Source organism: Nonomuraea sp. 3-1Str, assembly GCF_031570565.1.
Classification (GTDB): domain Bacteria; phylum Actinomycetota; class Actinomycetes; order Streptosporangiales; family Streptosporangiaceae; genus Nonomuraea.
In genome coordinates, this window is record NZ_JALHBK010000020.1 from 92,047 (window position 1) to 116,996 (window position 24,950).

The window sequence follows — 24,950 nt, forward strand, 5'->3', positions numbered from 1 at the left end:
CATGTTCGTCATCCGATCCATCGTGCGTCACGATGGATCCGTGGACCTCCAGCAGATGCGTTACGTCGTCGCCGTCGCCGAGACGGGTGGCTTCACCCGCGCCGCCGAGCGCTGCCTCGTCGTCCAGTCGGCACTCAGCCACCAGATCGCCCGCCTCGAACGCGAGCTGGGCGCGCGGCTGTTCGACCGGACCAGCCGTCGCGTCAGCCTGACCCCCGCAGGGGAGGCGTTCCTGCCCGCCGCCCGCCAGGCGCTCGACGCCGCCGAGCGGGCCCGCGCCGAGGTCGCGGCGGCGGCGGGGGAGATCCGGGGCCGGCTGGCGATCGGCATCATCCCCACGGTGGCCGCCGTCGACCTGCCCCGGGAGCTGAAGGACTTCCACGCCCGCCATCCCCGCGTGCGGGTGACGCTCCGCACCGGCACCAGCGAGGAGCTGACCGAGCGGGTCCGGCAGGGCGGGCTGGACGTGGCGTTCCTCGGGCTGCCGCCCGCGGCCCGGCCCAAGGGCGTGCGCGCCCGGGAGCTGGCCCGCGGCGAGCTGGTCGCGGTCGTCGCGCCGGGCCACCCGCTGACCGGTCAGGACGGCGTGGACCTGCGCCGGCTGGCCGAGGAGACGTTCGTCGACTTCCCGGCGGGCACGGCCGGGCGCGCCCAGTCGGACGAGGCCTTCGAGGCGGCGGGGATCCAGCGTGAGGTGGCGTTCGAGGTGACCGCGGTGGACTTCATGGCGCGGCTGGTCAGGGAGGGGCTCGGCGTGGCGATGATGCCCGCCGCGTTCGTGCCGCAGCTGCCGGGCCTGGCCGTGCTGCCGGTGCGCGACGCGCCCGGCCGCGTGGAGTACCTGGTCTGGAGCCGCTTCCGCCCGGCTCCGGCCGCCGCGGCCTTCCTCGCCGGCCTGGGCGTCCCTGTGGAGGACCGGGACGGCTGAACGGTTACGGGGTGCGGAGCGCCTGCACGGCGTCGTCCACCGTGCCGTACGTCTGGAAGCGCTTGTCCAGGCCCGTCACGTGCAGCAGCCGTGCCATGCGCGGCCCGATGCCGCTCAGCACCGCCCGGCCGCCCGCGGCCGCCGCGCCGTTGATCGCGGACACCAGGACGCTCAGCCCCGTGGAGTCGCAGAAGTCGACGGCCAGCATGTCGATCACCAGCAGCGGCGGCCCGTCCGGACCGCCGGACACCGCGTCGCCCACGGCCTGGCGCAGCTCTCCCGCCGTGGCGATGTCGAGCTCGCCGGCCAGGGCGATGACGGTCACCCCGTCGTTCCGGTCGGTGGTCCAGGAGAAGCCGGCCCGTCTCGCGCCCGCGCGTTCCACGTGTTTCGGCCCCTCCCACCGCCGCGATCCGGCGGTCCTGCACTGTGCGCTTATGGCGCATACGTTCCGACACACCATGATTGCACAGCGCGAGAGAACGCCGGAACCTCTGGTGACACGCGCCGTCAAGGGCTACCCGGCCGCCGCGCTCGGCGACCCCCGCTCCGCCGGGCGCGCGTACGAGACGATGGACTGCTCCTCGCGTCGGTGAAAATTTCATATATGCCCCGATAATTTCGGCTTGCCAGAGCCGCCCTGGGTCCGCGAGGACGCCGCCGTCGTTGACCGCCGCATGCTTGGCCTCTACCGTCCGGATGCCCGGCCCGCAAGCCGGGCCGAAATTTTCGGAATCGGTACCCCCCTGCGGAGGTCGACGTCCATGCCCCCGTCCTCGCCCCAACGCTCCAGGAGCCGCAGGAGTCTCGCGCTGGCCGCCCTGTTCGGGTTGCTGGCCACGCTCCTCCTGTACGCGACCCCGGCCGACGCCTCGGCCGCGCTGCGCCAGCACGCCGCCGCCCGCGGCAGGTTCATCGGCACCGCCCTGGCCACCGGGCCGCTGGCGAGCGAGACCGCCTACCGCGACCTCGCCGCCGCCGAGTTCAACCAGGTCACCCCCGAGAACGCGCTGAAGTGGGACGCCACCGAGCCCAGCCAGGGCCAGTTCAGCTTCGGCGGCGCCGACGCGATCGTCTCCTTCGCCGCCCAGAACGACCAGCAGGTCCACGGCCACACCCTCGTCTGGCACAACCAGACCCCCGGCTGGGTGCAGAGCCTCGGCGCCACCGCCATGCGCAGCGCCATGCAGAACCACATCAGCCAGGTCGTCGGCCGCTACGCGTCGAACCCGGCCGTCGTGTCGTGGGACGTCGTCAACGAGGTCTTCGACGACAACGGCAACCTGCGCGCCTCGTTCTGGTACAACACGCTGGGCCAGAGCTACATCGCCGACGCCTTCCGCGCCGCCCGCGCCGCCGACCCCGACGCGCGGCTGTGCATCAACGACTACAACACCGAGGGGATCAACGCCAAGAGCACCGCGCTCTACAACCTGGTGAGCTCGCTGCGCCAGCAGGGCGTGCCGGTCGACTGCGTGGGCTTCCAGAGCCACCTCGCCATCCAGTACGGCTTCCCCGGCCAGATGCAGCAGAACCTCCAGCGCTTCGCCGACCTGGGGGTCCAGGTCCGGATCACCGAGCTGGACGTCCGCATGGTGATGCCCCGTGACGCCACCAAGGACGCCACGCAGGCCACCTACTACCGGGACGTGGTCAACGCCTGCCTGGCCGTCACCGCCTGCGCCGGGATCACGATCTGGGGCTTCACCGACAAGTACTCCTGGGTGCCCGACACCTTCTCCGGCCAGGGCGCCGCGCTGATTTACGACCAGAGCTACCAGCGCAAGCCCGCCTACACGGCCGTCCATGACGCGCTCGCCGGCGGCACCGTCACCGACACCACCCCGCCGACCACGCCCGGCACCCCCGCGGCGTCCGGCGTGACGGTGAGCACCGCCACCCTCACCTGGACGGCCTCCACCGACTCCGGCGGCAGCGGCCTGGCCGGCTACATCGTCTACCGGGAGCAGGGCGCCACCGACCCCGAGCTCGGGCGCGGCACCGGCACGTCGCTCACGCTCACCGGGCTGAGCGCCGCCACGCAGTACCAGGTGTACGTGCGCGCCCGCGACGGCGCCGGCAACCTGTCACCCGCCTCGGCCACCGTCACCTTCACCACGGCCACCGGCGGCGGGTCCGGCGGCGGCTGCTCCGCGGCCGGGACCGTGCAGAGCCAGTGGAGCACCGGCTACGTGGTGCAACCCGTGACCGTCACCAACACCGGCACCGCCACGATCAACGGCTGGACCGTGACCTTCACCCTGCCCGCCGGCCACGCCCTGACCGGCTCGTGGAACGCCACCCTCACCGTCGCCGGCCAGACGGTGACCGCCCGCAGCCTGGCCTACAACGCCACCCTCGCCCCGGGCGCCACCGCCACGTTCGGCTTCCAGGCGTCGCGCCCGTCGGGCGACACGGCCACGCCGAGCGGCTACACCTGCGCCTCCTGACCCGGCCCCGGGGCAATCCCCCGCTCACCCGGCCGGACCGCCCGCGAGCAGGCACGACTCCGGGCGGCGGCCGGGTGTGGGCGCCCGTCGCAGGGGAATGCGGGCCTGCATGGGGATCAGCACGGACCGGAACGGCGCACAGCGGATCAGTGAGGAGAGGATCGTCACCGTGTCGTCCTGGCGGGAGCTGGACGACGCGATCAGCGAGGTGAGCGGTCCGCGGGGGTCACACCGGCATGGCGGGAACTCCCACTCCGCGGTGGTGTTCCGCGGCCGCTCACGCCCCCCGCACTCGCACCTGTCCGGGCTCGCCCGGCTGGACGGCGACTACCAGGCCGTGGAGCGCCATCTCATCCGCAACTTCCGCAAGTACGCCCACCGCCAGGCCCCGGGGCCGGCGATCTGGGACTGGCTGGCGCTGGGCCAGCACCACGGGCTGCCCACGAGGCTGGTGGACTGGACGTTCTCCCCGCTCGTCGCCCTGCACTTCGCCACGGCGTCCTGGCCCCGTGAGGAGGCCATGCTCATCGGGCTCGACTGCGAGGCGGCCCACCGGCTGCTGCCGGGGGCGCTGCGCGAGGTCCTGGACCGCGAGGGAGCGCTGCTGTTCACGACGGAGATGCTCGCCCGGCGGGCGCCCGACCTGGACAGCTTCGGCAAGCTGGCCGGCGATGAGCCGTTCATGGCCCTGTTCGAGCCGCCGTCGCTGGACGAGCGGATCGTCACCCAGTCGTCGGTGCTGTCGGCGCTGTCGGACGTGACGTGCTCGGTGGAGCAGTGGCTGGAGAGCCATCTCGACCTGTGGTGGGCCTGGCGCATCCCGCCGGAGGTCAAGGCCGAGGTGCGGGAGCGGCTCGACCAGGCCGGCATCAACGAGCGGGCGCTGCTGCCCGGCCTCGACGGGCTGGCCGCCTGGCTGCGCCGCTACTACTCGCCGGAGTCGTGCACCGACCACCAGGGCGACGAGTGCGCCCCCGGCAACACCGGCAACGCCTGAGCTCAGGAGGTCCCGAACTCCGAGACGTTCGCCTTCGTGGCCACCTTCACCGGCACGGCCACGGTCTTCGGGATCGTCTGGCCCTTGGCCGCCTTCACCGCGGCATCCACCGCCTGCTGGCCGAGCAGCTTGGGCTGCTGGGCGATGGTCGCGGTCATGGTGCCCGCCTGCACCGCCTTGAGGCCGTCGGGCGTGCCGTCGAAGCCGACGACCTTGACCTGCCCGCCCGCCTTGGCGCCGAGCGCCTTGATCGCGCCGAGCGCCATCTCGTCGTTCTCGGCGAACACCCCGGTCAGGTCGGGGTGCGACTGCAGCAGGTTCGTCATGACGTCCAGGCCCTTGGTGCGGTCGAAGTCGGCCGGCTGCCTGGCGACCACCTGGATCCCCGTGAACGCCTTGATGCCCTCGGCGAATCCCTGGCCGCGGTCGCGGGAGGCGGACGTGCCCGGCGTGCCCTGCAGGACCACCACCTTGCCCGCGTTGCCCAGCGCCTTGGCGAACTGCTGGGCCGCCATCCTGCCGCCCGCCACGTTGTCGGAGGCGACGGTCTGCGCGACCTCGGCGCCGTTGACGCCGCGGTCGGCGGCGATCACCGGGATGCTGGAGCGGTCGGCCGCCTTGACCGCGGGCGCCGCCGCGTCGGAGTCGACCGGGTTGATGATGATCGCCTTCATGCTCTGGCTGGTGAAGTTCTGCACCTGGTTCACCTGCTGGGAGGCGTCGTTCTGGGCATCGGTGACGGTGAGCGCGGCGCCGAGCTTGGCGGCCTGCGCCTGGGCGCCGTCCCTGAACTGCACGAAGTACGGGTTGTTCAGCGTCGAGACCGACATGCCGAGCTTGACGTCGCCACCGGCGGACGAGCCACCGCCCGACGAGCCCGGCGAGCCGGACGAGCCGCATCCGGTCACGCCCGCCACGAGCGCCGCCACCAGGGCGGCCGGAGCCAGGACTGTCGCGGAAATCCGCATGATCTTCCCCCTTAGGACGTTTCCCTCCGGCGCAGGGTGTCGACGAGGACCGCGAGCGCGATGACCACGCCGATCACCACCTGCTGCCAGAAGGCCGAGACCGACAGCAGGTTGAGGCCGTTGCGCAGGACGGCCAGGATGAGCGCGCCGACGAACGTGCCGAGCGCCCGTCCCTTGCCCCCGGACAGGCTGGCTCCGCCGATGACCACGGCCGCGATCGCGTCCAGCTCGTAGCCGGTGGCGGCCTGCGGCTGGGCCGAGGCCAGCCGGCTGGCCAGCACGATGCCGGCCACCGCGGCGAACCCGCCCGACAACGCGTACGTGATGAGCTTCTGCCGGTTCACCTTGATGCCGGACAGGCGGGCGGCCTCCTCGTTGCCCCCGATGGCGTACATGGCGCGGCCGGGGTAGGTGCGGTTGAGGATCACGGCCGCGATCACGCCCATGACGACCATCACGATGACGGGCACGGGCAGGTAGCGGCCGAGGGTGTCGCCGAGGTGGGCCACCGTCTCGGGCAGCGCGATCGGGCTGCCCTGCGAGATGACGAGCGCCAGGCCGCGGGCGATGCCGAGCATGGCCAGCGTGGCGATGAACGGCGGCAGCTTGCCGTACGCGATGAGGACGGCGTTGACCAGCCCGCAGGCCACGCCCACGGCCAGCGCGACGACGGTGGCGATCGGCCACGGCCAGCCGGCGGAGGTGGCCGTCCAGGCGAGCACGATCGCGGACAGAGCGGCGACGGACCCGACCGACAGGTCGATGCCGCCGGTGACGATGACGAACGTCGAGCCGAACGCCAGGATCGCGGTGACGGAGGCCTGGACGCCCACGTTGAGCAGGTTCGTGAGGCTGAGGAAGTCGGACGACAGCAGCGACAGCCCGACGACGAGCACGACGAGCGCGACCAGCGCGCCGTTCTCGGCGAACCACACGGCCGCCGGAGAGCGGCGCTGGACGAGGACGTTACCGGACACGGCCACCCTCCACCTCCGAGACGGCCAGCGCCATCACGCCGTCCTGCGTGGCCTCCGAGGCCGGGAGCTCGCCGACGAGCCGGCCGCGCGCCATGACGAGGATCCGGTCGCTCATCCCGAGCACCTCCGGCAGGTCGCTGGAGATCATCAGGACGGCGTCGCCGGAGGAGGTGAGCTCGTTGATGAGCTGGTAGATCTCGACCCGCGCGCCCACGTCGACGCCCCGGGTCGGCTCGTCGAGGATGAGCACGCGGGCCCCGGCCACCAGCCACTTGCCGATGACCACCTTCTGCTGGTTGCCACCGGACAGGGTGCGGACCTCCTGGTCGAGCCCGGTCATGCGGATGGCGAGCTGGTCGGCGACCTTCGCGGCGGCCGAGCGCTGGCCCTTGCGGTCGACGAACCCGGCCCGGGTGGCCTCGCGCAGGGTGACCAGGCCGAGGTTCTCGTCGACGGCGGCGCCCAGCACCAGACCCTGGCCCTTGCGGTCCTCCGGGACGAGCCCGAGCCCGGCCGCCATCGCCGCGTGCACGTCGCCGGGCGGCAGCCGCCGGCCGTTCACGGTGACCTGGCCCGCGTCGTAGCGGTCGGCGCCGAACAGCGCCCGCGCCACCTCCGTACGGCCCGCCCCCACGAGCCCGGCGACGCCGACCACCTCGCCCGCGCGCACCTCGAACGACACGTCGGAGAACACGCCCCGGCGGGTCAGCCCCGCCACCTTCAGCAGCGGGTCGCCGGCCCGGCCCCGCTCGCGCGGGAACTGCTGCTCGATGGGCCGGCCGACCATGAGGCGGACCAGCTCGTCGTGCGGCGTGCTCGCCGGCACCTCCGCCACCGAGCGGCCGTCGCGCAGCACGGTCACCCGGTCGCCGATCTCGGGGATCTCCTCCAGGTGGTGGGTGATGAACACGATCGACACGCCCTCGTCGCGCAGCTGCCTGACGATCGCGAACAGCTTCTCCACCTCGCCGGTGGTGAGCACGGCCGTGGGCTCGTCCATGATGAGGATGCGCGCGTCCAGGGCGAGCGCCTTGGCGATCTCCACCATCTGCATGCGCGCGATGCCGAGCCGCCCGACCGGCGTGCGCGGATCGACCCGGACGTCCACGCGGGCCAGCAGGGCCTCCGCGTCCCGCTCCATGCGGGCGGTGTCCACGAGGCCGAACCGGCGGGGCGGGCGGCCGAGCGCCAGGTTCTCCGCGACCGTGAGCTGGGGGACCAGGTTGAACTCCTGGTAGATGGTGGCGATGCCGAGCGCCCGCGCGTCACCGGCCGACCGGATCCGCACCGGCCGCCCGTCCATCAGGACCCGGCCGCCGTCCGGGTGGTAGGCGCCCGACAGGATCTTGATCAGCGTGCTTTTGCCGGCGCCGTTCTCGCCCAGCAGCACGTGGACCTCGCCCGCGCGCAGGCTCAGATCCACCCCGTCCAGGGCGAGGACGCCCGGGAACTGTTTGCGCAGGCCCTCGGCCCGGAGAATGTCCTCCGTCACGTCGTGATACTTGCCGATAACGCGCCGTCGAACCTCAAATGCGCAGGTGAGATGGGGTGTCCCGGCGCCCGCGGGTCATTCGCCGCCGTAGAGCCTCTTCAGGCCGACCAGCTCGACGGTGCTGTCACGGCCGGCGGCCCGGCGGAGGTCGTCGGTGAAGCCGGCGCCGCTGAAGCACAGGAGCCGCACGTGCTCGGCGGCGGTGGTGCCGCGGGCGTGGAGGAGCTCGCGGATGTGCTGGAGCCGTCTCAGGTGGCCGAGACCCATGGTCTCGTTCCATTTCGCCTCGCCGATGGCCAGGAGGGCCTCGGCGTCTCGATCGTCGTGACCGAAGACGGCGACGTCGACCTCGTGGCCGGTCCTGGCCGCGGGGTCGTTGACAGTGCCGGAGGAGACGCGGGAGGGATGGCCCCCGTGGGTCTCGGGCGACGCGTGCCACCGGGACCACTCCCGGCAGAGGGCTTCGAAGTGCGGCCCCAGGACTTTGCTCCGGAAGGTGGCGTGGGCCCGGCGCCATACCGCCGCGGCCCGCCCCGGACGTTCGAGGTCTCCCCAGTTGGGGCGCATGACGGCGTAGTAGAAGGTGACGAGCGGCTCGGCGATGCGGTAGGCGGAGCGATTCCTGCGGAAGGCGTCGTTCTCATGGCGGATGAGACCGATGTCTTCGAGGACGTGGAGCGGGTGGGCGAGGTCGGTGGACTTGCGGCCGAGATAGTCCGCGATGCCGCCGCGTGCGGCGTTGCCGGCGGCAATGGCGGCGAGTACCGAGTGGTAGAGCGCGGTGTCGTGGAGCTCCGGCTCCTCTGCGAGGAGGTAGCGGGCTTCGCGGAACAGGGGACGGCCGGGGTTGAGGACCGCGCGGATGACCCAGTCGTCGAAGTCGTCAGGGCCTGCGGGGGCGTCGCCCTGGGTGAACTCCCGGCGGTAGGCGGGAGTGCCGCCGACGATGGCGTGGGTGAGAACCGCGGTGCGCGGGTCGGTGATGTCCCAGAATCGGGCGGCGAGACGGTAGTCGAGGGTGGGCACCACGAGCTCGAGGCCCGCTCGGCCGCGCAGCGGGGCGTTGCCGGAGAGCAAGCGCCCCATGAAGGACAGGGCGGAGCCGCAGAGCAGGAGTCGCACGGGCGTGTGGCCGCGGCGTGCGGTGGGGTCGAGCGCACGCTGGATGATCGACGGCAGCGCGGGGGACGCCTTGGCGAGGAAAGGGAACTCGTCGATGACCGCGATGGTGGGGCCGTGGACGGCGATGCGCAGAAGCCGGGTGATCGCCTCGTCCCAGTCGGCGAAACGAAAGGGAGCCGGCTCGTCCAGGTATGCGGCGAGGGCCGCCCCGAACTGCCGGAGGGCATCGGCTTCGGTGGTCTCCGTGGCGGTGAACATGAAGCCGCCGGAGGCGCGGGCGAGGCCGTCCAGGAGGAATGTCTTTCCCTGTCGTCGACGTCCCGACACGACCCCCAGCGTGGCCTCACCACCGGAGTAGCCGGCGAACCTGGTCAGCTCGTCCCACTCGAAGTCGCGGTCGAACATCTCGGCAGGCTTGTCCATGGGTCCTCCGTTATGGATAAGTGAACTTATTATAAGTCCACTTATCCAAGAGGTGGGGGAGGGGCGGTGCTGCCGCGGGGGACGAGGCGGGCGGGCTCGTCGCGTACGTCCTCGACCAGTTCGCCCGCGATCAGCGACAGCAGTGCGCGCGCCGCGTGGGCGCCGTAGGCGGGGATGTCGCGGGTGAGGGCGCTCAGCGCCGGCCGGACGATCTGGGAGAGCGGCGAGTCGTCCCAGGCCACGATCGACAGGTCACCGGGCACGTCGAGCCGCATCTCCTGGGCCGCCGACATGCCGGCGACCGCCATGATGTCGTTGTCGTAGACGATCGCCGTCGGCCGGGTGGGCGAGCCGACGAGGCGGCGCGTGGCGCGGGCGCCCTCGCCGCCGCTGTAGTCGGTGTGCATGACGGTGTGGCACTCCAGCCCCAGCTCCTCGCACACAGCCGTGAACGCCTGGTCGCGCAGCACGGTGTGGACCAGCTCGGGCAGCCCGGCCACCCGGGCGACGCGGCGGTGGCCGAGCGCCGCGAGGTACTCGACGGTCTCGCGGACGGCCGCGGCGTCGTCGGACCAGACCGGCGTCAGCGAGCCCGCCTCCGAGGGGTGGCCGATCACCACGGCGGGCAGGCCCAGCTCCTCCAGGGCCGTCACGCGCGGATCGTCGAAGCGCAGGTCGACGAGGATCGCGCCGTCCACCCGCCGCTCGCCCCACCAGCGCCGGTGGACCTCCGCCTCCTGCTCGGGCGTGGCGGCCACCTGCAGCATCAGCGCGTACGAGCGGTCCGCCAGCTCGCCCTCGATGCCGCTGATCAGCTCCATGAAGAACGGCTCGACGCCGAGGACGCGCGCCGGGCGGCACAGGGTCAGCCCCACCGAGTGGGCCTGCGCCCCGCTCAGCGCCCGCGCCGCGCTGTTGGGCCGCCAGCCGATCTCCTCGGCGATGGCCTTGATCGTGGCGCGCCTGGCCTCCGACACCCCCGGCCGGTCGTTCAGCGCGTACGAGACCGCCACCTTGGACACGCCGGCCCGGCGCGCGATGTCGGCGATCGTCGGTCGCTTCACCGAACCCCCTGGGGAACCGCCGAGTGAACCGGTTAGCCACCCGTGCAGACGAACCTTACTACCGCGCCGCGAGGTTGGCACGGCCAGGGTTCGGTACCCGGACGGGCGTCCACAGATGGGGTCTTGACGCGGCGGCCGGTCCACTTTACGTTCGCGTTACTTACCCGGTTCAGTGGGAGCGCTCTCAACGGCCGGGCGGTGCCCGCGTCCGCGTGCCCGCCCTCCGTGGCGACCGCTGGCCCGGCCACACGGCGACTCCTGAGCCGCCATCTCGGGGCTGAGACAGACGGTCGAGCCTCCGCCGCGGCGGGGGAAGGAGAGACAGATGCGAAAGCGGGCGCGGATCCTCGTTCCGCTCCTGGCGGTGGGCCTGGCCTCCGCCGCGTGCTCCGGCGGAGGCCCCGTGGTGGGCCCGACGGGCGGCACGTCCGGCTCCCAGGGCGCCACCGCGGCGAACCCCGGAAACCCCGGGGCGCTGCCCCGCAACGAAACCCTCTACACCACCGGCTCCCAGTGGGGGCCGCCCGCCAACTTCAACCCCATCCGCGAGTGGGACCACGCGACCGGCACCAAGGGCCTGGTCTACGAGACGCTCTTCCACTACGACCCGAACGCCGCCAAGCTCGTCCCCTGGCTGGCCGAGAGCGGCTCCTGGACCAGCCCGACCGTGTACGAGACCAAGATCCGCTCCGGCGTGAAGTGGTCCGACGGCAAGCCGCTGACCGCCAAGGACGTCGCCTTCTCCTACGGGCTCGGCAAGATGGCGACGAGCCCGTACCACAACCTGTGGGACTGGCTGAAGAGCGCCGAGGCCGTCGACGACCGGACCGTGCGCTTCACCTTCTCCACCGCCAACTACCAGGAGTGGGACTTCCACCTCTACAGCCGCGCCATCGTGCCCGAGCACCTGTGGTCCGGCCGGTCGGAGGAGGACGTGCTCAACGGCGTCAACAACGATCCCGTCGGCACCGGCGCCTACCGCTACCAGAGCCACGACCAGGACCGCGTCGTCTGGGTGCGGCGCGACGACTGGTGGGGCAAGAGCGCTCTCAACATGGAGCCCAAGCCCCGCTACATCGTCGACGTGGTCTCGCCCAGCAACGAGGTGGCCATGGGCATGCTGCTGCAGAAGGGCCTCGACCTGAGCAACAACTTCCTGCCCGGCGTGGCCAACCTGGTCAAGGGCAACTTCGGCCTCGTCACCTACTACGACCAGCCGCCGTACATGCTGTCGGCCAACACCGCCTGGCTGGTGCCCAACACCCGCAAGAAGCCCATGGACGACCCGGCCTTCCGGAGGGCTCTCGCCACCTCCGTCGACACCAAGAAGATCGTCGAGGGCGTGTACGGCAACCTGGTGAAGGCAGCCAGCCCGACCGGGCTGCTGCCGCAGTGGGAGCAGTTCGTGGACCAGTCCGTGGTGAGCCAGAGCGGCTTCACCTTCGACACCGCCAAGGCCAGGAAGACGCTCGCCGACGCCGGCTACCGTGACCGCGACGGCGACGGGCTGGTGGAGAACAAGGACGGCTCCAAGATCAAGCTGACCCTCATCGTGCCCACCGGCTGGACCGACTGGATGGAGGCCGCCCGGGCCATCTCCACCAGCGCCAAGGCCGCCGGCATCGAGGTCACCCCCGACTTCCCCGACTTCAACGCCCTGGTGGAGAAGCGCGGCAAGGGCGACTTCGACCTGCTGCTCAACAACGAGCGGCAACTGTCCAACACGCCGTGGACCTACTACGACTACATCTTCCAGCTCCCCGTCCAGAAGACGCAGAACACCGTCAACTTCGGCCGGTACGAGAACAAGCAGGCCTGGCAGCTCGTGCAGCAGCTCGACCAGGTCAGGACCGACGACGTCGCCGGCATGAAGAAGCTCACCTCGCAGCTCCAGAAGATCCACCTGGAGGAGCTGCCGGTCATCCCGCTCTGGTACAACGGCCTGTGGGCCCAGTCCAGCACCAGCGTGTGGAAGAACTGGCCGTCGGCCAAGCCGGGCGCCCCCAAGTCGGCGCCCGTCATGTGGCACAACTGGCTGGAGCTCGGCGGCTTCGAGACCCTCACCCAGATCCAGCCCGCCGCCTCCTAGCGGCCGCCTCCCCACGACCGCGCTCCTCCTCCCCCTCGGGAGGAGGAGCCTCTGGAGCCCCCACGTGCGTCGTTACTTCGGCAGGAAACTGCTCGTCTACGCGCTGACCTTCGTGGTCGCCGTCACCGTCAACTGGATGATCCCGCGCTTCATGCCCGGCGACCCCGTGGCCGGCATGCTGGCCCGCGCCGGCGTCTCCCAGCCCGCCGCCGTCGAGGCCATGCGGGTCTACTACACCGACCTGTTCGGCCTGGACCGGCCGTTGTGGCAGCAGTACGCGAGCTTCTGGGGCACCCTGCTCCGTGGCGACTTCGGCATCAGCATCTGGCTGTTCCCCACCCCGGTCAGCACGGTCATCCTGCGCGCCGTGCCGTACACGCTGGGGCTGATGGTGCCGGCCGTGCTGCTGAGCTGGGTCGCCGGCAACCGGCTCGGCGCCTTCGCGGCGCGGCGCCGGCTGCTCGACAACACCGTCCTGCCCCTCGGGTACGTGCTGACGGCCACGCCGTACATGTGGCTGGCCGTGATCCTCGCCTGGGGGTTCGGCGTCGTCGCCGGCTGGTTCCCCGTGGCCGGCGGCTACAGCTTCTCCCTCCAGCCGACCCTGACCGCCGGCTTCCTGCTCGACCTGCTGCACCACTGGGTGCTGCCGTTCCTGTCGCTGTTCCTCGTCGCGCTCGGCGGCTGGGCGATCGGCATGCGCAACATGATCATCTACGAGCTGGAGTCCGACTACGCGTCCTACCTGGCCGCGCTTGGCGCCCCGGCCCGGCTGATCCGCCGCTACGCCTTCCGCAACGCCGTGCTGCCGCAGATCACCGGGCTGGCCCTGCAGCTCGGCGTGCTCGTGGCCGGGGCGCTCGTCACCGAGATCGTCTTCTCCTATCCCGGGCTGGGCAGCCTCATCCTCAAGGCCATCCAGAACCACGACTTCTTCCTCCTGCAGGGCACGTTCATGTTCATCGTGATCGGGGTGCTCGTGGCCAACTTCGTCATCGACATCGTGTACGTCGTCGTCGATCCCCGTACCCGCGCCGGGATGGCGGGTGCGCGGGCATGACGGCGACCCTCACCGAGACCAGGCCCGAGCCGCGCGTGGTGCGGCGCGAGGCCCTGCACTTCGCCGTCCGCAACGGCAAGCTCGTCGCCGGCTTCACCGTCGTGCTGGTGCTGCTGCTGGCCGGCCTGCTCGGGCCGCTCCTGCTGGGCTCGGCCCCGCCGAACGAGTACGTCGCCGCGCCCATGCTGCCGCCCTCGTCGGAGCACTGGTTCGGCACCACCACCTTCGGCCAGGACGTCTTCACCCAGTTCGTCCACGGCCTGCGCACCACCTTCGCGGTCGGGGCGCTCGGCGGCGGCATCGCCGCGGTGATCGCGATGGTCGTCGGCTTCGCCGCCGGCTACCGGGGCGGGCTGCTGGACGAGGCGCTGACCATGCTCACCAACGTCGTGCTGGTCATCCCGACGCTCGCGGTGCTGCTCATCATCAACGCCTACCTCGGCATCCGCAGCGTCGCCGTGCAGGCCCTGTTCATCGGGCTCACCTCCTGGCCGTGGGCGGCCCGCGCGATCCGGGCGCAGACGTTCTCCCTGCGTACCCGGGACTTCGTGGACCTGGCCCGGCTCAGCGGGCTCCGCACGGGCCGGATCATCGCGCGGGAGATCGCGCCGAACATGAGCTCCTACCTGTTCATGACGTTCATCCTGCTGTTCGGCGGCTCCATCCTCATCGCCTCCTCGCTCGACTTCATCGGCCTCGGCCCCACCGAGGGCGTCTCGCTCGGGCTGATGCTGCAGAACGCCACCCAGTGGAGCGCCCTGCAGCTCGGCCTGTGGTGGTGGTTCGTGCCGCCCGGCGCGGCGATCACCGCCGTCGTCGGCGCCCTGTACGTCGCCAACGTCGGCCTCGACGAGGTCTTCAACCCGAAGCTGAGGACGACATGAGCCTGACGGTCACCGACCTGCGGGTCTTCTACCAGACCCTGCGGGGCGAGGTGCGGGCCCTCGACGGCGTGTCGTTCTCCGTGGCCGACGGGGAGATCCTCGGCCTGGCCGGCGAGTCCGGCTGCGGCAAGACCACGCTGGGCAAGAGCCTCATCCGGCTGGACAGCCGCATGCGCCACGCCGGAGGCACGGTCGAGCTGGACGGCCGGGAGCTGCCCATCGGCGACGACCGGGCCATGAATGCCTTCCGCTTCCGCGAGGTGTCGCTGATCCCGCAGTACTCGATGAGCGCGCTCAACCCCACCCGCAAGATCGGCCGCATGGTCACCGAGCTGCTGCGCTCCCGCGGCGAGACCCTCGACCGGGAGCGGCTGGAGTCGCGCCTCGACCTGGTCGGGCTGCCGCGCGAGGTGCTCGACCGCTACCCGATCGAGCTGTCCGGCGGCATGAAGCAGCGCGTCGTCATGGTCGTCTCGACCCTGCTCGACCCGTCGCTGCTGGTCGCCGACGAGATCACCTCCGCGCTCGACGTCTCCACCCAGAAGGCCGTCGCGCGGGCGCTGCTCGGCTTCCGCGACGGCGGCCACGTCGGCAGCATGCTCTTCATCACCCACGACCTCGCGCTCACCTCGCACATCGCCGACACGATCATGGTGATGTACGCGGGCAGGATCGCCGAGAAGGCGCCGGCCAAGGTGATGATCGCGCAGCCGCGCCACCCGTACACCCGGCTGCTCATCGACGCGCTGCCCGAGGTGGGCGCCCGCCACACCGGCAGGCGGCTGACCGGCATCGCCGGCAGCCCGCCCTCCCTGCTCGACCCGCCGCCCGGCTGCCGTTTCCGCGACCGCTGCCCCCTCGCCGACGACGGCTGCGCCGAGCAGCCGCCGGTCGTCGAGGTCGAACCCGGCCACCACGTGGCCTGCTGGAAGGCCTGATGCTCACACTCGACAACGTCACCAAGGTCTACAAGGTCGGTGCCCTCGGCGGGAAGGCGGTGACCGCCGTGGACCGCGTCAGCTTCGACGTCCAGGCCGGCGAGGTGGTCTCGCTGATCGGCGAGAGCGGCAGCGGCAAGTCCACGATCGGCCGCATGATCCTCGGCCTCACCTCCGTCACCGGCGGCGCCATCACCGTCGCCGGGACCCCCGTCACGCCCGGCCGCGACTACTACCGGTCCGTGCAGGGGGTCTTCCAGGACCCGTTCAGCTGCTACAACCCGGTCTTCAAGGCCGACCGGGTGTTCCGGCTGATCAAGGAGACGTACCATCCGGCCGTGCCCGAGGACGAGTGGGCCGAACGGGTCCGCTCGGCCGTGCGCGACGTCCGGCTCAACCCCGGGGAGGTCCTCGGCAAGTACCCCCACCAGCTCAGCGGCGGCCAGCTCCAGCGCATGCTCATCGCCCGCGCGCTGCTGCTGGACCTCAAGCTGCTCGTCGCCGACGAGATCACCAGCATGCTCGACGCGTCCACCCGCGTCGACGTGCTCAACCTGCTGGCCGACCTCAAGGCCCGCGGCCTGGCCGTGCTGTACGTCACGCACGACCTCGCCCTCGGCACCTACCTCGCCGAGCGGACCGTCGTGCTGTGGCGCGGCTCGGTCGTCGAGCGGGGCCCGACCGAGCAGGTGTTCGGCGACCCCCTCCACCCCTACACCCGCCGGCTGCTGTCGGCCGTGCCCCGGCTGCACGCCCCCTGGGAGGACGCGCCCGAGGTGCGATCCTGCCTCTACCACGAGAAGGGCGCCTCGGGCGGCCTGGCGGAGGCCACGCCGGGCCACTTCGTGGCCTGCGCCCGGCTCAGCGACTGCCAAGGAGACCTTTCTTGACCGTGTACCACCCGCTGTCCGACGGCTGGACCCTGCGTCCCGCCCTCACCGGCGGCTCCCTCCCTCCGGCGGTCTCCGGCGCCGGAGCCGTACCCGCCACCGTGCCCGGCTGCGTCCACACGGACCTGCTGGCCGCGGGCCTCATCGACGACCCCTACCTCGACGACAACGAGAACCGCCTCGGCTGGATCGGGGACACGGCCTGGACCTACGCCACCACCTTCACCTGGGCCCCGGACGGGCACGACCGCACCGACCTGGTCTGCGAGGGGCTGGACACCGTCGCCACCGTCACCCTCAACGGGGTCCGTCTCGGCGCCACCGCCAACCAGCACCGCTCCTACCGCTTCCCGGTGCGACACCTGCTGCGCGAGGGCGCCAACACGCTGGAGGTCCGCTTCGACCCGGCCCCCGCCTACGCCGAGGCGTGGCGGGCCGCCCTGGGCGAGCGGCCCGGCGCGTACGAGGCGCCGTACCCGTTCGTCCGCAAGGCCGCCTGCAACTTCGGCTGGGACTGGGGACCGGCCCTCGTGACGGCCGGCATCTGGCGGCCCGTCGGGCTGGAGAGCTGGAGCGGCGCCCGCCTGGCCGAGGTCCGCCCCGTCGTCCGCGTCACCCCTTCGGGGGAGCGCGGGGAGCGGGGCGAGCACGGCGAGGTGGAGGTCCACGTCCGGGTCGAGCGGGCCACGGAGGCGCCGCTGGTGGTGACCGCCGAGGTCGCCGGGACCACCGTGGAGCTCCCCGTCCCCGCCGGGCGGCGCCGCGCCGTCGTGCGCGTGCCGGTGGCCGAGCCGCTGCTGTGGTGGCCGCGCGGCCACGGCGCGCAGCACCGCTACGACCTGACCGTCCGCCTGGGCGACGCGTCCGGGCGGGACGCCGGGCAGTGGCAGCGGAAGATCGGGTTCCGGACCGTCGAGCTCGAACGGGAGGCGTTCCGGCTGTCCGTCAACGGCGTGCCGGTGTTCGTGCGCGGCGTCAACTGGATCCCCGACGACTGCTTCCCCGCCCGCGTCACCCGCGACCGCCTGGCCGGGCGGTTCGTGCAGGCCACCGGCGCCGGGGTCAACCTGCTGCGCGTCTGGGGCGGCGGCCTGTACGAGAGCGAGGACTTCTACGACCTGGCCGGCGAGCTGGGCCTCATGGTGTGGCAGGACTTCCCGTTCGCCTGCGCCTCCTACCCGGAGGAGGAGCCGTTCCGCACCGAGGTGGAGGCCGAGGCCCGCGAGAACGTCACCCGCCTGGCCCCCCACCCCAGCCTCGTCCTGTGGTGCGGCAACAACGAGAACCTGGAGGGCCACGCCGACTGGGGCTGGCCCGAGCGCCTGGAGGGCCGTACCTGGGGGGCCGGCTTCTACCACGACCTGCTGCCGTCGATCGTCGCCGAGCTCGACCCCGGCCGCCCGTACTGGCCGGGCAGCCCCTACTCGGGGTCGCCCGAGCTGCCGCCCAACGACCCGGCGGCCGGCACCATCCACATCTGGGACGTGTGGAACCGCGAGGACTACACCCGCTACGCCGCCTACACCCCGCGCTTCGTCGCCGAGTTCGGCTTCCAGGGCCCGGCGGCGTACGCGACCATGCGCCGCGCCATCGGCGGCGAGCTGACCCCGGACGCCCCGCTCGTCCTGCACCACCAGAAGGCCGACGACGGCAACGGCAAGCTGCTGCGTGGCCTCGGCGACCACCTGCCGCGGCCCGCCACGTTCGACGCCTGGCACTACCTCACCCAGCTCAACCAGGCACGGGCCGTCGCCTACGGCATCGAGCGGTTCCGCGCGCTCGCCCCGCACTGCTCCGGCACGATCCTCTGGCAGCTCAACGACTGCTGGCCGGTCACCTCCTGGGCCGCGGTGGACGGCGACGGCCGGCGCAAGCCCCTGTGGTACGCGCTGCGCCGCGTCTACGGCGACCGGCTGCTGGCCCTGCTGGACGGCGAGGCCGCCGTCGTCAACGACACGGACCGGCCCTGGCGGGGCGAGCTGCGGCTCGTACGGCACGGCCTCGGCGGCGAGCCGCTGGCCAAGGAGTCCGTCCCGGTGGACGTGGCGCCCCGCTCGGTCGCGCGGATCCCGCTGCCCCCGCCCGTGGCGGTTCCCGGCGACCCGCGGCGCGAGCTGCTGGTCGCCCGGCTCGGGGAGGCGCGCACCGTGGCGTTCTTCGCCGAGGACACCGCCGTGGACTTCCCGCCGGCCGCCTACGAGGCGCGCGCCGAGCCGGTCGAGGGCGGCTACCGGGTCACGGTCACCGCCCGGACGGTGCTGCGCGAGCTCGCGCTGTTCCCCGACCGGCTGGACCCCGCCGCCTCGGTGGACGACATGCTCGTCACCCTGCTGCCGGGGGAGTCGGCCACGTTCACCGTGGCGACCGGTCAGGAGCTGAACCCCGGCGACCTGACCGGCCACCCCGTCCTACGGTGCGTCAACGAGAGCGCGCCCTGACGCCGCCTCCAGCACCTTGAGCGGGCCGGTCTGCTCCGGCAGGCCGGCCCGCGCGCCGACCTCCACCCGGCCGTCCACCACCCGGGCCGGGTACGTCGGCACCGCGACACCCGGCTCGTCCAGGCAGAGGCCGGTGACGAGGGAGAACACCTGCTTGTGCAGCGGGGAGGCCACCGTCGGCTCGCCGCCCCGCGTGCCGACGATGCCCCGGGAGAGCACGCAGGCGCCGCTGAACGGGTCGCGGTTGCCGATCGCGTACACGGCGCCGTCGAAGGTACGGAAGAGGGCCACCTGCTCGCCGTCCACCAGAGCGCACACGCCGCGCTCCGGCAGCAGCACGGGGTAGTCGCACACGGTCGTCCAGCTCATGAGAACAGTCACGGGGTCACCACCATCGGCTTGATCTGGTCACGTTCGCGGTCGAAGACGATCGAGGGGTCGGGGACGCCGGGGGCGTTGACGAAGCTGACGAAACGGCTCAGCTTCTCCGGGTCCTCGATGGTGGCGCGCCACTCGTCCTGGTACGTGGTCACGTGGTGCGCCATCTGGGCGTCCAGCTCGGCGCACAGCCCCAGCGAGTCGTTCACGATCACGTCGCGGACGTGGTCGAGACCGCCCTCGATGGACTCGACCCAGGCGGCGGTGCGCTGGAGCCGGTCGGCCGTGCGGATGTAGTACATGACGAACCGGTCGATGGTCCTGATCAGCTCGTCGGTGGACAGGTCGGAGGCGAACAGGTCGGCGTGGCGGGGCTTGAAGCCGCCGTTGCCGCCGACGTACAGGTTCCAGCCCTGCTCGGTGGCGATGATGCCGAAGTCCTTCGAGCGGGCCTCGGCGCACTCGCGGGCGCAGCCCGACACCGCCGACTTCAGCTTGTGCGGCGCCCGCAGGCCGCGGTAGCGCAGCTCCAGGGCGATGGCCAGGCCCACCGAGTCCTGCACGCCGTAGCGGCACCAGGTGGAGCCGACGCACGACTTGACCGTGCGCAGCGCCTTGCCGTACGCGTGGCCCGACTCGAACCCGGCGTCGACGAGCCGCTTCCAGATCTCCGGGAGCTGCTCCACGCGGGCGCCGAACAGGTCGATCCGCTGCCCGCCGGTGATCTTGGTGTAGAGGCCGAAGTCGCGGGCCACCTCACCGATGACGATGAGCTTGTCCGGCGTGATCTCGCCGCCTGGGATGCGCGGGACGACCGAGTAGGTGCCGTTCTTCTGGATGTTGGCCAGATACGCGTCGTTGGTGTCCTGCAGCGCCGCCCGCTCGCCCTCCAGCACGTGCCCGTTGTGCAGCGAGGCCAGGATCGAGGCCACCGTGGGCTTGCAGATGTCGCAGCCGCGCCCGGTCCCGTGGTTGGCGATCAGCTCGGAGAACGTCGTGACGCCGCGCACGCGGATGATGTCGAACAGCTCGGCCCGCGAGTACGTGAAGTGCTCGCACAGCGCCTTGCTGATCTCGACGCCCGACTTCTCCAGGAGCTGCTTGAGCATCGGCACGCAGCTTCCGCACGTGGTGCCGGCCCGGGTGCACGCCTTGACGCCGGGGACGTCGGTCACGCCCTTGTCGGCGATGGCCATGCGGACCGCGCCCGCGCTCACGTTGTTGCAGGAGCAGACCTGCGCGTCGTCGGGCAGGTCCAGCCCGGCCACCCCCGCCCCGGTGAACAGCAGGTCGGCCGGCGCGGCGGGCAGGGCCTTGCCGACGAACGGCCGCAGCGTCGCGTACGGCGAGGCGTCGCCGACGCAGATGCCGCCGAGCAGCGTCCGCGCGTCGTCGCTGATGAACAGCTTCTTGTAGACGCCGCCCACCGGGTCCATGTAGGTGACGTCGAGCGCCCCGCTCATCGCGCCGAACTGCGCCACCTCGACGCCCAGCAGCTTGAGCTTGGTCGACAGGTCGGCCCCCTCGAAGCCGGCCGTCCCGCCGAGCACGCGGTCGGCGGCCACCTCGGCCATCGTGTTGCACGGCCCGACCAGGCCGTACACCTGGCCGCCGGCCAGCGCGCACTCGCCGATCGCGTAGATGGCCGGGTCGGAGGTGCGCATGCCCTCGTCGACCACGATGCCGCCGCGCTCGCCCACGTCGAGCCCGCTGGCGCGGGCCAGCTCGTCGCGCGGCCTGATCCCCGCCGAGAAGACGACGATCTGCGCGTCGAGCAGGGTGCCGTCGGGCTTGCGCAGGCCGGTGACCCGCCCGCCGGCGTCGGTGACGATCTCCTGGACGCCCGCCCCGGCGTGGACGCTCAGCCCCAGCCCCTCGATGTGCCCCTTCAGCACCGAGCCGCCGCCCTCGTCCACCTGGCGCGGCATCAGCCACGGGCTCATCTCGACGATGTGCGTGCGCAGGCCGAGGCCGCGCAGCGCGTCGGCCGCCTCCAGGCCGAGCAGCCCGCCGCCGACGACCACGCCCTCCGACGCCCCCTCCGACGCCTCGCGGATCGCGTCGAGGTCGTCGATGGTGCGGTAGACGAAGGCGTGCTCCGCGCCCGGCACCGGCGGCACGAACGGCGCCGAACCGGTGGCCAGCACCAGCACCTCGTACGGCACGCTCGCGCCGTCGGCCGTGGTGACCACGCGCGCCTCCCGGTCGATCCCGGTGACGCGGGTCCCCAGGCGGGTCTCGACCCCCTCGGGCACCTCGTAGGTGAGCTCCTCCATGCTCGTCCCGGTCAGGTACGAGGTCAGCGCCACCCGGTCGTAGGCCGGGCGGGGCTCCTCGCCGATGACCGTGATCCGGCCGTCGAAGCCCCGCTCGCGCAGCGCCTCGACGAACCGGTGGGCGGTGGGCCCGTATCCCGCGACGACGACTCCGGTCATGCCGAAACCCCTTCCTGCTCACACAGCCAGCCGACGATGCCCTCGACCGCGTCGCGGCAGGTGCCGCAGCCGGTCGTGGCCCTCGTCGCCGCCGCTATCCCGGCCACGTCCCGCGCGCCGGCCTCCCAGCACGCCCGGATCTGGCCCTTGGTCACGTTGTTGCACTGGCACACCTTGGCCGCGTCCGGCATCAGCGTCGGGCTGTCGGCCACGTGCGCCGCCGACGACAGGCCGGGGAACAGCAGCCCCGCCCGGTCGCCCGGCAGGGCGCCGCCCCGGTCGAAGAGCTGCGTCACCGTCCCGACCGCGTCGCTCTCGCCCAGCAGGATCGCGCCCACCAGCCGCCCGTCACGGATGACCAGCTTGCGGTAGGTGCCGCGGGCCCGGTGGCTGAAGCGCACCACCTCGGCGTGCTCCTCGGTGAGCTGCGTCTCGCCCATCGCGGCCAGCTCCACGCTCTTGGCCTTCAGCCGGGTCACCAGCCGCGAGCCGCGGTAGAGGGCCTTGCCGCCGGTGATGACGTCGGCCGCCACCGTGGCCTGCTCCCAGGCGGGCGCCACCAGGCCGTACACGGTGCCGTCGTGCTCGGCGCACTCGCCGATGGCGAAGATCGACGGGTCGTCGGTGCGCATCTCGTCGTCCACGACGACGCCGCGCCGCACCTCCAGCCCGGCGTCGGCGGCCAGGCCCGTGACCGGGCGGACGCCGCAGGCCAGGACCACGAGGTCGCCCTCGACCAGCTCGCCGCCGGCCAGGGCGACGCCGTCCTCGCGCACCGCCTCGGCGCTCACGCCGGTCCGGATGTCCACGCCCAGCCCGGCCAGGGTCTCGCCGAGCACCTGCCCGGCCTCCACGTCGAGCTGGCGCTCCATGAGGTGGCCGGCCAGGTGCAGCAGCGTCACGGGCAGGCCGCGCCCGGCCAGGCCACGGGCGGCCTCGATGCCGAGCAGCCCGCCGCCGATGACCACGGCGCGCCGGCTGTGCTCGGCGGCCTTCAGGATGCGCCCGCAGTCGTCCAGCGTGCGGAACGGGATCGCCCGCTCCACGCCGGGCAGCCGGGGCACGATCGCCTCGCTGCCGGTGGCCAGCACGAGCACGTCGTACGGCACGCGGCGCCCGTCCTCGGTGATCACCGAGCGGGTGTCCCGGTCGAGGCACGTGACGGCGCTGCCGAACGCCGCCTCCACCCGGTGCGCGGCGTACCACGCCGGGTCGACCAGGCGCACCTGGTCGGGCCGGGTGGTCCCGGCGAGCACGTTGGACAGCAGCACCCTGTTGTACGGCTGGGACGTCTCGGCGCCGAGCACCGTGACCGTGATGTGCGGGTCACGTGCCCGCACCTCGCTGACCAGGCGTGAGCCGGCCATGCCGTTCCCTACGACGACGAGTCTCATGCGACCCTCTCCACTTTGACGGCGCACACCTTGAACTCAGGCATCCGGGAGACGGGATCGAGCGCGGGGTTGGTCAGGCGGTTGGCGCCCTCCCAGTGGAACGGCATGAACACCGTGTCGCGCCTGATCGCGTCGCTGATCTTGACCACTGCCTGGCTGTCGCCCCGCCGGCTGCTGACCCGCACCATGTCGCCCGCGCTGATCTCCAGCTCGCCGGCGAGGTCCGGGTGGAGCTCCACGAAGGGCTCGGGCGCCGCCTCGGCCAGGGGGGCGATGCGCCGGGTCTGGGCGCCGCTCTGGTACTGGGCGAGTACGCGGCCGGTCGTGAGGTAGAGGGGGTAGTCCTCGTCGATCTCCTCGGCGGCGGGGCGGTGCTCGACCGCGACGAACCGGGCCCGGCCGTCCGGGGTGGCGAACCGGTCGAGGAACGGCCGCGGCGTGCCCGGGTGCTCGGGGGAGGGGCAGGGCCAGAAGACGCCCTTCTCCCGCTCGATCCGCTCGTACGTGATGCCCGCGTAGTCGGCGATCCCGCCCGCGCTGGCCCGGCGCAGCTCGTCGAACACCTCGCGCGGATCGGCGGAGTAGGTGTGGCCGAACCGCTTGGCCAGGCCCTGCAGGAGCTCCAGGTCGCTGCGGACGCCGTCGGGCGGGGCGACGGCCTGGCGGCGCAGCAGCACCCGGCCCTCCAGGTTCGTCATGGTGCCGGTCTCCTCCGCCCACTGCGTGACGGGGAAGACGACGTCGGCCATGGCGGCGGTCTCCGACAGCACGACGTCGGCCACCACCAGCAGGTCGAGGGCGCGCAGCCGGTCGGTGACGTGCCCGGAGCGGGGCGCCGACACCACCGGGTTGGAGCCGAACAGCAGCAGCGCCCGCGGCCCCTCCGGGGTGCCGAGCGCGTCCAGCAGCTCGTAGGCCGAGCGGCCGGCGCCGGGCAGGTCCTCGGGGGACACGCCCCACACCCGGGCGACGTGCTCGCGGGCCGCCGGGTCGTCGATCTTGCGGTAGCCGGGGAGCTGGTCGGCCTTCTGGCCGTGCTCGCGGCCGCCCTGGCCGTTGCCCTGCCCGGTCAGGCAGCCGTACCCGGAGCCGGGCCGGCCGGGCAGGCCCAGCGCGAGCGCCAGGTTGATGAACGCGGTGACGGTGTCGGTGCCCTTGGCGTGCTGCTCGGCGCCGCGGCCGGTGAGCACGACGCCTCGCTGCGCCGAGGCCAGCGCCCGGACGGCCTGCCGCATGCGGGGCACCGGCACGCCGGTGATCCGCTCGACCCGCTCCGGCCACCAGGAGGAGAGCGAGGTGCGCACCGCCTCGAAGCCGGAGGTGCGGGCGGCGACGTACTCCTCGTCCACGAGCCCGTCGGCGATGGCCAGGTGCAGCAGGCCGAGCGTCAGCGCGAGGTCGGTGCCGGGGGTGGGCTGCAGGTGCAGCCAGGCGAGCTTGGCGGTCGCCGTGCGGCGCGGGTCGATGACGATGAGCCGCGGCCCGTCCAGGTGCCGGACGAACGGCGGCATGGTCTCGGCCACGTTGCCGCCGGCCAGCAGCACGACGTCGGCCTGCGCGAGGTCCGTGATCGGGAACGGCATCCCGCGGTCCATGCCGAACGCCCGGTTGGAGGCGGCCGCGGCCGAGGACATGCAGAAGCGGCCGTTGTAGTCGATCTGGCTGGTGCCCAGCACCACCCGGGCGAACTTGCCGAGCTGGTAGGCCTTCTCGTTGGTCAGCCCGCCGCCGCCGAACACGGCCACGCCGTCGGGGCCGTGCTCGGCGCGGATCTCGGAGAGCCGGCCGGCCACGTAATCGAGGGCGGTCTCCCACGAGACGGGCCTGCCGTGCAGCAGCGGGCTGGTCAGGCGCTCGCCGCCGGTGAGCAGCTCGGCCGCGGTCCACCCCTTCTGGCACAGGGCGCCGCCGGCGTTGGCCGGGATGTCGGTCCTGGGACTGATCACCGCCTCGGCGGTGATCGCCATCCCGCACTGCAGGGCGCAGTACGGGCAGTGGCTCAGCACGGGAAGCTCGATCATGT

Annotated in this window: 19 protein-coding genes; 9 read left to right on the forward strand and 10 right to left on the reverse strand. The window is 72.4% G+C overall.

Annotation, left to right across the window (positions count from 1 at the left end):
- Positions 1-40 precede the first annotated feature (40 nt).
- Positions 41-928: a LysR family transcriptional regulator gene (locus MTP10_RS28070; protein WP_310712714.1), complete on the forward strand. Its 888-nt coding sequence runs from the start codon at positions 41-43 to the stop codon at positions 926-928.
- Positions 929-932: 4 nt separating this feature from the next.
- Here the strand turns inward: MTP10_RS28070 and MTP10_RS28075 are convergent, their stop codons facing one another.
- On the reverse strand, positions 933-1,313 hold the full coding sequence (locus MTP10_RS28075; protein ID WP_310712715.1) for an STAS domain-containing protein: 381 nt from the start codon (positions 1,311-1,313) through the stop codon (positions 933-935).
- 379 nt (positions 1,314-1,692) lie between these two features.
- On the opposite strand from MTP10_RS28075, the gene MTP10_RS28080 reads away from it, so the two are divergent.
- Both MTP10_RS28080 and MTP10_RS28085 read left to right on the forward strand, forming a co-directional pair.
- Positions 1,693-3,378, forward strand: coding sequence for an endo-1,4-beta-xylanase (locus MTP10_RS28080; protein ID WP_310712716.1), 1,686 nt, complete (start codon positions 1,693-1,695; stop codon positions 3,376-3,378).
- A gap of 109 nt (positions 3,379-3,487) precedes the next feature.
- Complete coding sequence (locus MTP10_RS28085) at positions 3,488-4,375, forward strand: FRG domain-containing protein (protein WP_310712718.1); 888 nt, start codon at positions 3,488-3,490, stop codon at positions 4,373-4,375.
- A 2-nt stretch (positions 4,376-4,377) separates the two neighbouring features.
- On the opposite strand, the gene MTP10_RS28090 is transcribed toward MTP10_RS28085, so the two are convergent.
- From MTP10_RS28090 to MTP10_RS28110, 5 genes are all read right to left on the reverse strand, one after another.
- Positions 4,378-5,343, reverse strand: a complete 966-nt coding sequence (locus MTP10_RS28090) for a substrate-binding domain-containing protein (protein ID WP_310712720.1) — start codon at positions 5,341-5,343, stop codon at positions 4,378-4,380.
- An 11-nt stretch (positions 5,344-5,354) separates the two neighbouring features.
- On the reverse strand, positions 5,355-6,320 hold the full coding sequence (locus MTP10_RS28095; RefSeq protein WP_310712722.1) for an ABC transporter permease: 966 nt from the start codon (positions 6,318-6,320) through the stop codon (positions 5,355-5,357).
- On the reverse strand, positions 6,310-7,812 hold the full coding sequence (locus tag MTP10_RS28100; RefSeq protein ID WP_310712723.1) for a sugar ABC transporter ATP-binding protein: 1,503 nt from the start codon (positions 7,810-7,812) through the stop codon (positions 6,310-6,312). Before MTP10_RS28100 ends, MTP10_RS28095 begins: the two co-directional genes overlap by 11 nt.
- Before the next feature lie 75 nt (positions 7,813-7,887).
- Positions 7,888-9,357 (reverse strand): ATP-binding protein, encoded by a 1,470-nt coding sequence (locus MTP10_RS28105; protein ID WP_310712724.1) that lies wholly within the window; start codon positions 9,355-9,357, stop codon positions 7,888-7,890.
- 41 nt (positions 9,358-9,398) lie between these two features.
- Positions 9,399-10,421, reverse strand: coding sequence for a LacI family DNA-binding transcriptional regulator (locus tag MTP10_RS28110; RefSeq protein WP_310712726.1), 1,023 nt, complete (start codon positions 10,419-10,421; stop codon positions 9,399-9,401).
- 325 nt (positions 10,422-10,746) lie between these two features.
- On the opposite strand from MTP10_RS28110, the gene MTP10_RS28115 reads away from it, so the two are divergent.
- From MTP10_RS28115 to MTP10_RS28140, 6 genes are all read left to right on the forward strand, one after another.
- Positions 10,747-12,510: an ABC transporter substrate-binding protein gene (locus MTP10_RS28115; RefSeq protein ID WP_310712728.1), complete on the forward strand. Its 1,764-nt coding sequence runs from the start codon at positions 10,747-10,749 to the stop codon at positions 12,508-12,510.
- 64 nt (positions 12,511-12,574) lie between these two features.
- Entirely contained in the window at positions 12,575-13,570 is a 996-nt protein-coding gene (locus MTP10_RS28120) for an ABC transporter permease (RefSeq protein ID WP_310712730.1), read from the forward strand.
- Positions 13,567-14,454, forward strand: coding sequence for an ABC transporter permease (locus tag MTP10_RS28125; protein ID WP_310712732.1), 888 nt, complete (start codon positions 13,567-13,569; stop codon positions 14,452-14,454). Before MTP10_RS28120 ends, MTP10_RS28125 begins: the two co-directional genes overlap by 4 nt.
- Positions 14,451-15,392: an ABC transporter ATP-binding protein gene (locus MTP10_RS28130; RefSeq protein ID WP_310712734.1), complete on the forward strand. Its 942-nt coding sequence runs from the start codon at positions 14,451-14,453 to the stop codon at positions 15,390-15,392. The genes MTP10_RS28125 and MTP10_RS28130 overlap by 4 nt, the downstream gene beginning before the upstream one ends.
- Positions 15,392-16,282, forward strand: coding sequence for an ATP-binding cassette domain-containing protein (locus tag MTP10_RS28135; RefSeq protein WP_310712735.1), 891 nt, complete (start codon positions 15,392-15,394; stop codon positions 16,280-16,282). Before MTP10_RS28130 ends, MTP10_RS28135 begins: the two co-directional genes overlap by 1 nt.
- A complete protein-coding gene (locus MTP10_RS28140; protein WP_397334523.1) occupies positions 16,279-18,720 on the forward strand; it encodes a glycosyl hydrolase 2 galactose-binding domain-containing protein in 2,442 nt (813 codons plus the stop codon). Before MTP10_RS28135 ends, MTP10_RS28140 begins: the two co-directional genes overlap by 4 nt.
- On the opposite strand, the gene nirD is transcribed toward MTP10_RS28140, so the two are convergent.
- Genes nirD through MTP10_RS28160 form a run of 4 tightly spaced genes read right to left on the reverse strand, consistent with a single transcriptional unit; the run spans position 18,691 to position 24,948 of the window.
- Positions 18,691-19,101: a nitrite reductase small subunit NirD gene (nirD, locus tag MTP10_RS28145; RefSeq protein ID WP_310712738.1), complete on the reverse strand. Its 411-nt coding sequence runs from the start codon at positions 19,099-19,101 to the stop codon at positions 18,691-18,693. The genes MTP10_RS28140 and nirD overlap by 30 nt on opposite strands.
- Entirely contained in the window at positions 19,098-21,533 is a 2,436-nt protein-coding gene (gene nirB, locus MTP10_RS28150; protein ID WP_310712740.1) for a nitrite reductase large subunit NirB, read from the reverse strand. Before nirB ends, nirD begins: the two co-directional genes overlap by 4 nt.
- Positions 21,530-22,927 (reverse strand): FAD-dependent oxidoreductase, encoded by a 1,398-nt coding sequence (locus tag MTP10_RS28155; protein ID WP_310712742.1) that lies wholly within the window; start codon positions 22,925-22,927, stop codon positions 21,530-21,532. The genes nirB and MTP10_RS28155 overlap by 4 nt, the downstream gene beginning before the upstream one ends.
- A complete protein-coding gene (locus MTP10_RS28160) occupies positions 22,924-24,948 on the reverse strand; it encodes a molybdopterin-dependent oxidoreductase (RefSeq protein WP_310712744.1) in 2,025 nt (674 codons plus the stop codon). Before MTP10_RS28160 ends, MTP10_RS28155 begins: the two co-directional genes overlap by 4 nt.
- Positions 24,949-24,950: the final 2 nt, after the last annotated feature.

Bases quoted from the DNA above. Each gene is read 5' to 3' on its own strand.
- MTP10_RS28160 (WP_310712744.1), bottom strand. From the start codon at position 24,948: ATGATCGAGCTTCCCGTGCTGAGCCACTGCCCGTACTGCGCCCTGCAG.
- MTP10_RS28125 (WP_310712732.1), top strand. From the start codon at position 13,567: ATGACGGCGACCCTCACCGAGACCAGGCCCGAGCCGCGCGTGGTGCGG.
- MTP10_RS28115 (WP_310712728.1), top strand. From the start codon at position 10,747: ATGCGAAAGCGGGCGCGGATCCTCGTTCCGCTCCTGGCGGTGGGCCTG.
- MTP10_RS28130 (WP_310712734.1), top strand. From the start codon at position 14,451: ATGAGCCTGACGGTCACCGACCTGCGGGTCTTCTACCAGACCCTGCGG.
- MTP10_RS28105 (WP_310712724.1), bottom strand. From the start codon at position 9,357: ATGGACAAGCCTGCCGAGATGTTCGACCGCGACTTCGAGTGGGACGAG.
- MTP10_RS28080 (WP_310712716.1), top strand. From the start codon at position 1,693: ATGCCCCCGTCCTCGCCCCAACGCTCCAGGAGCCGCAGGAGTCTCGCG.
- nirB (WP_310712740.1), bottom strand. From the start codon at position 21,533: ATGACCGGAGTCGTCGTCGCGGGATACGGGCCCACCGCCCACCGGTTC.
- MTP10_RS28155 (WP_310712742.1), bottom strand. From the start codon at position 22,927: ATGAGACTCGTCGTCGTAGGGAACGGCATGGCCGGCTCACGCCTGGTC.
- MTP10_RS28090 (WP_310712720.1), bottom strand. From the start codon at position 5,343: ATGCGGATTTCCGCGACAGTCCTGGCTCCGGCCGCCCTGGTGGCGGCG.
- MTP10_RS28085 (WP_310712718.1), top strand. From the start codon at position 3,488: ATGGGGATCAGCACGGACCGGAACGGCGCACAGCGGATCAGTGAGGAG.
- MTP10_RS28135 (WP_310712735.1), top strand. From the start codon at position 15,392: ATGCTCACACTCGACAACGTCACCAAGGTCTACAAGGTCGGTGCCCTC.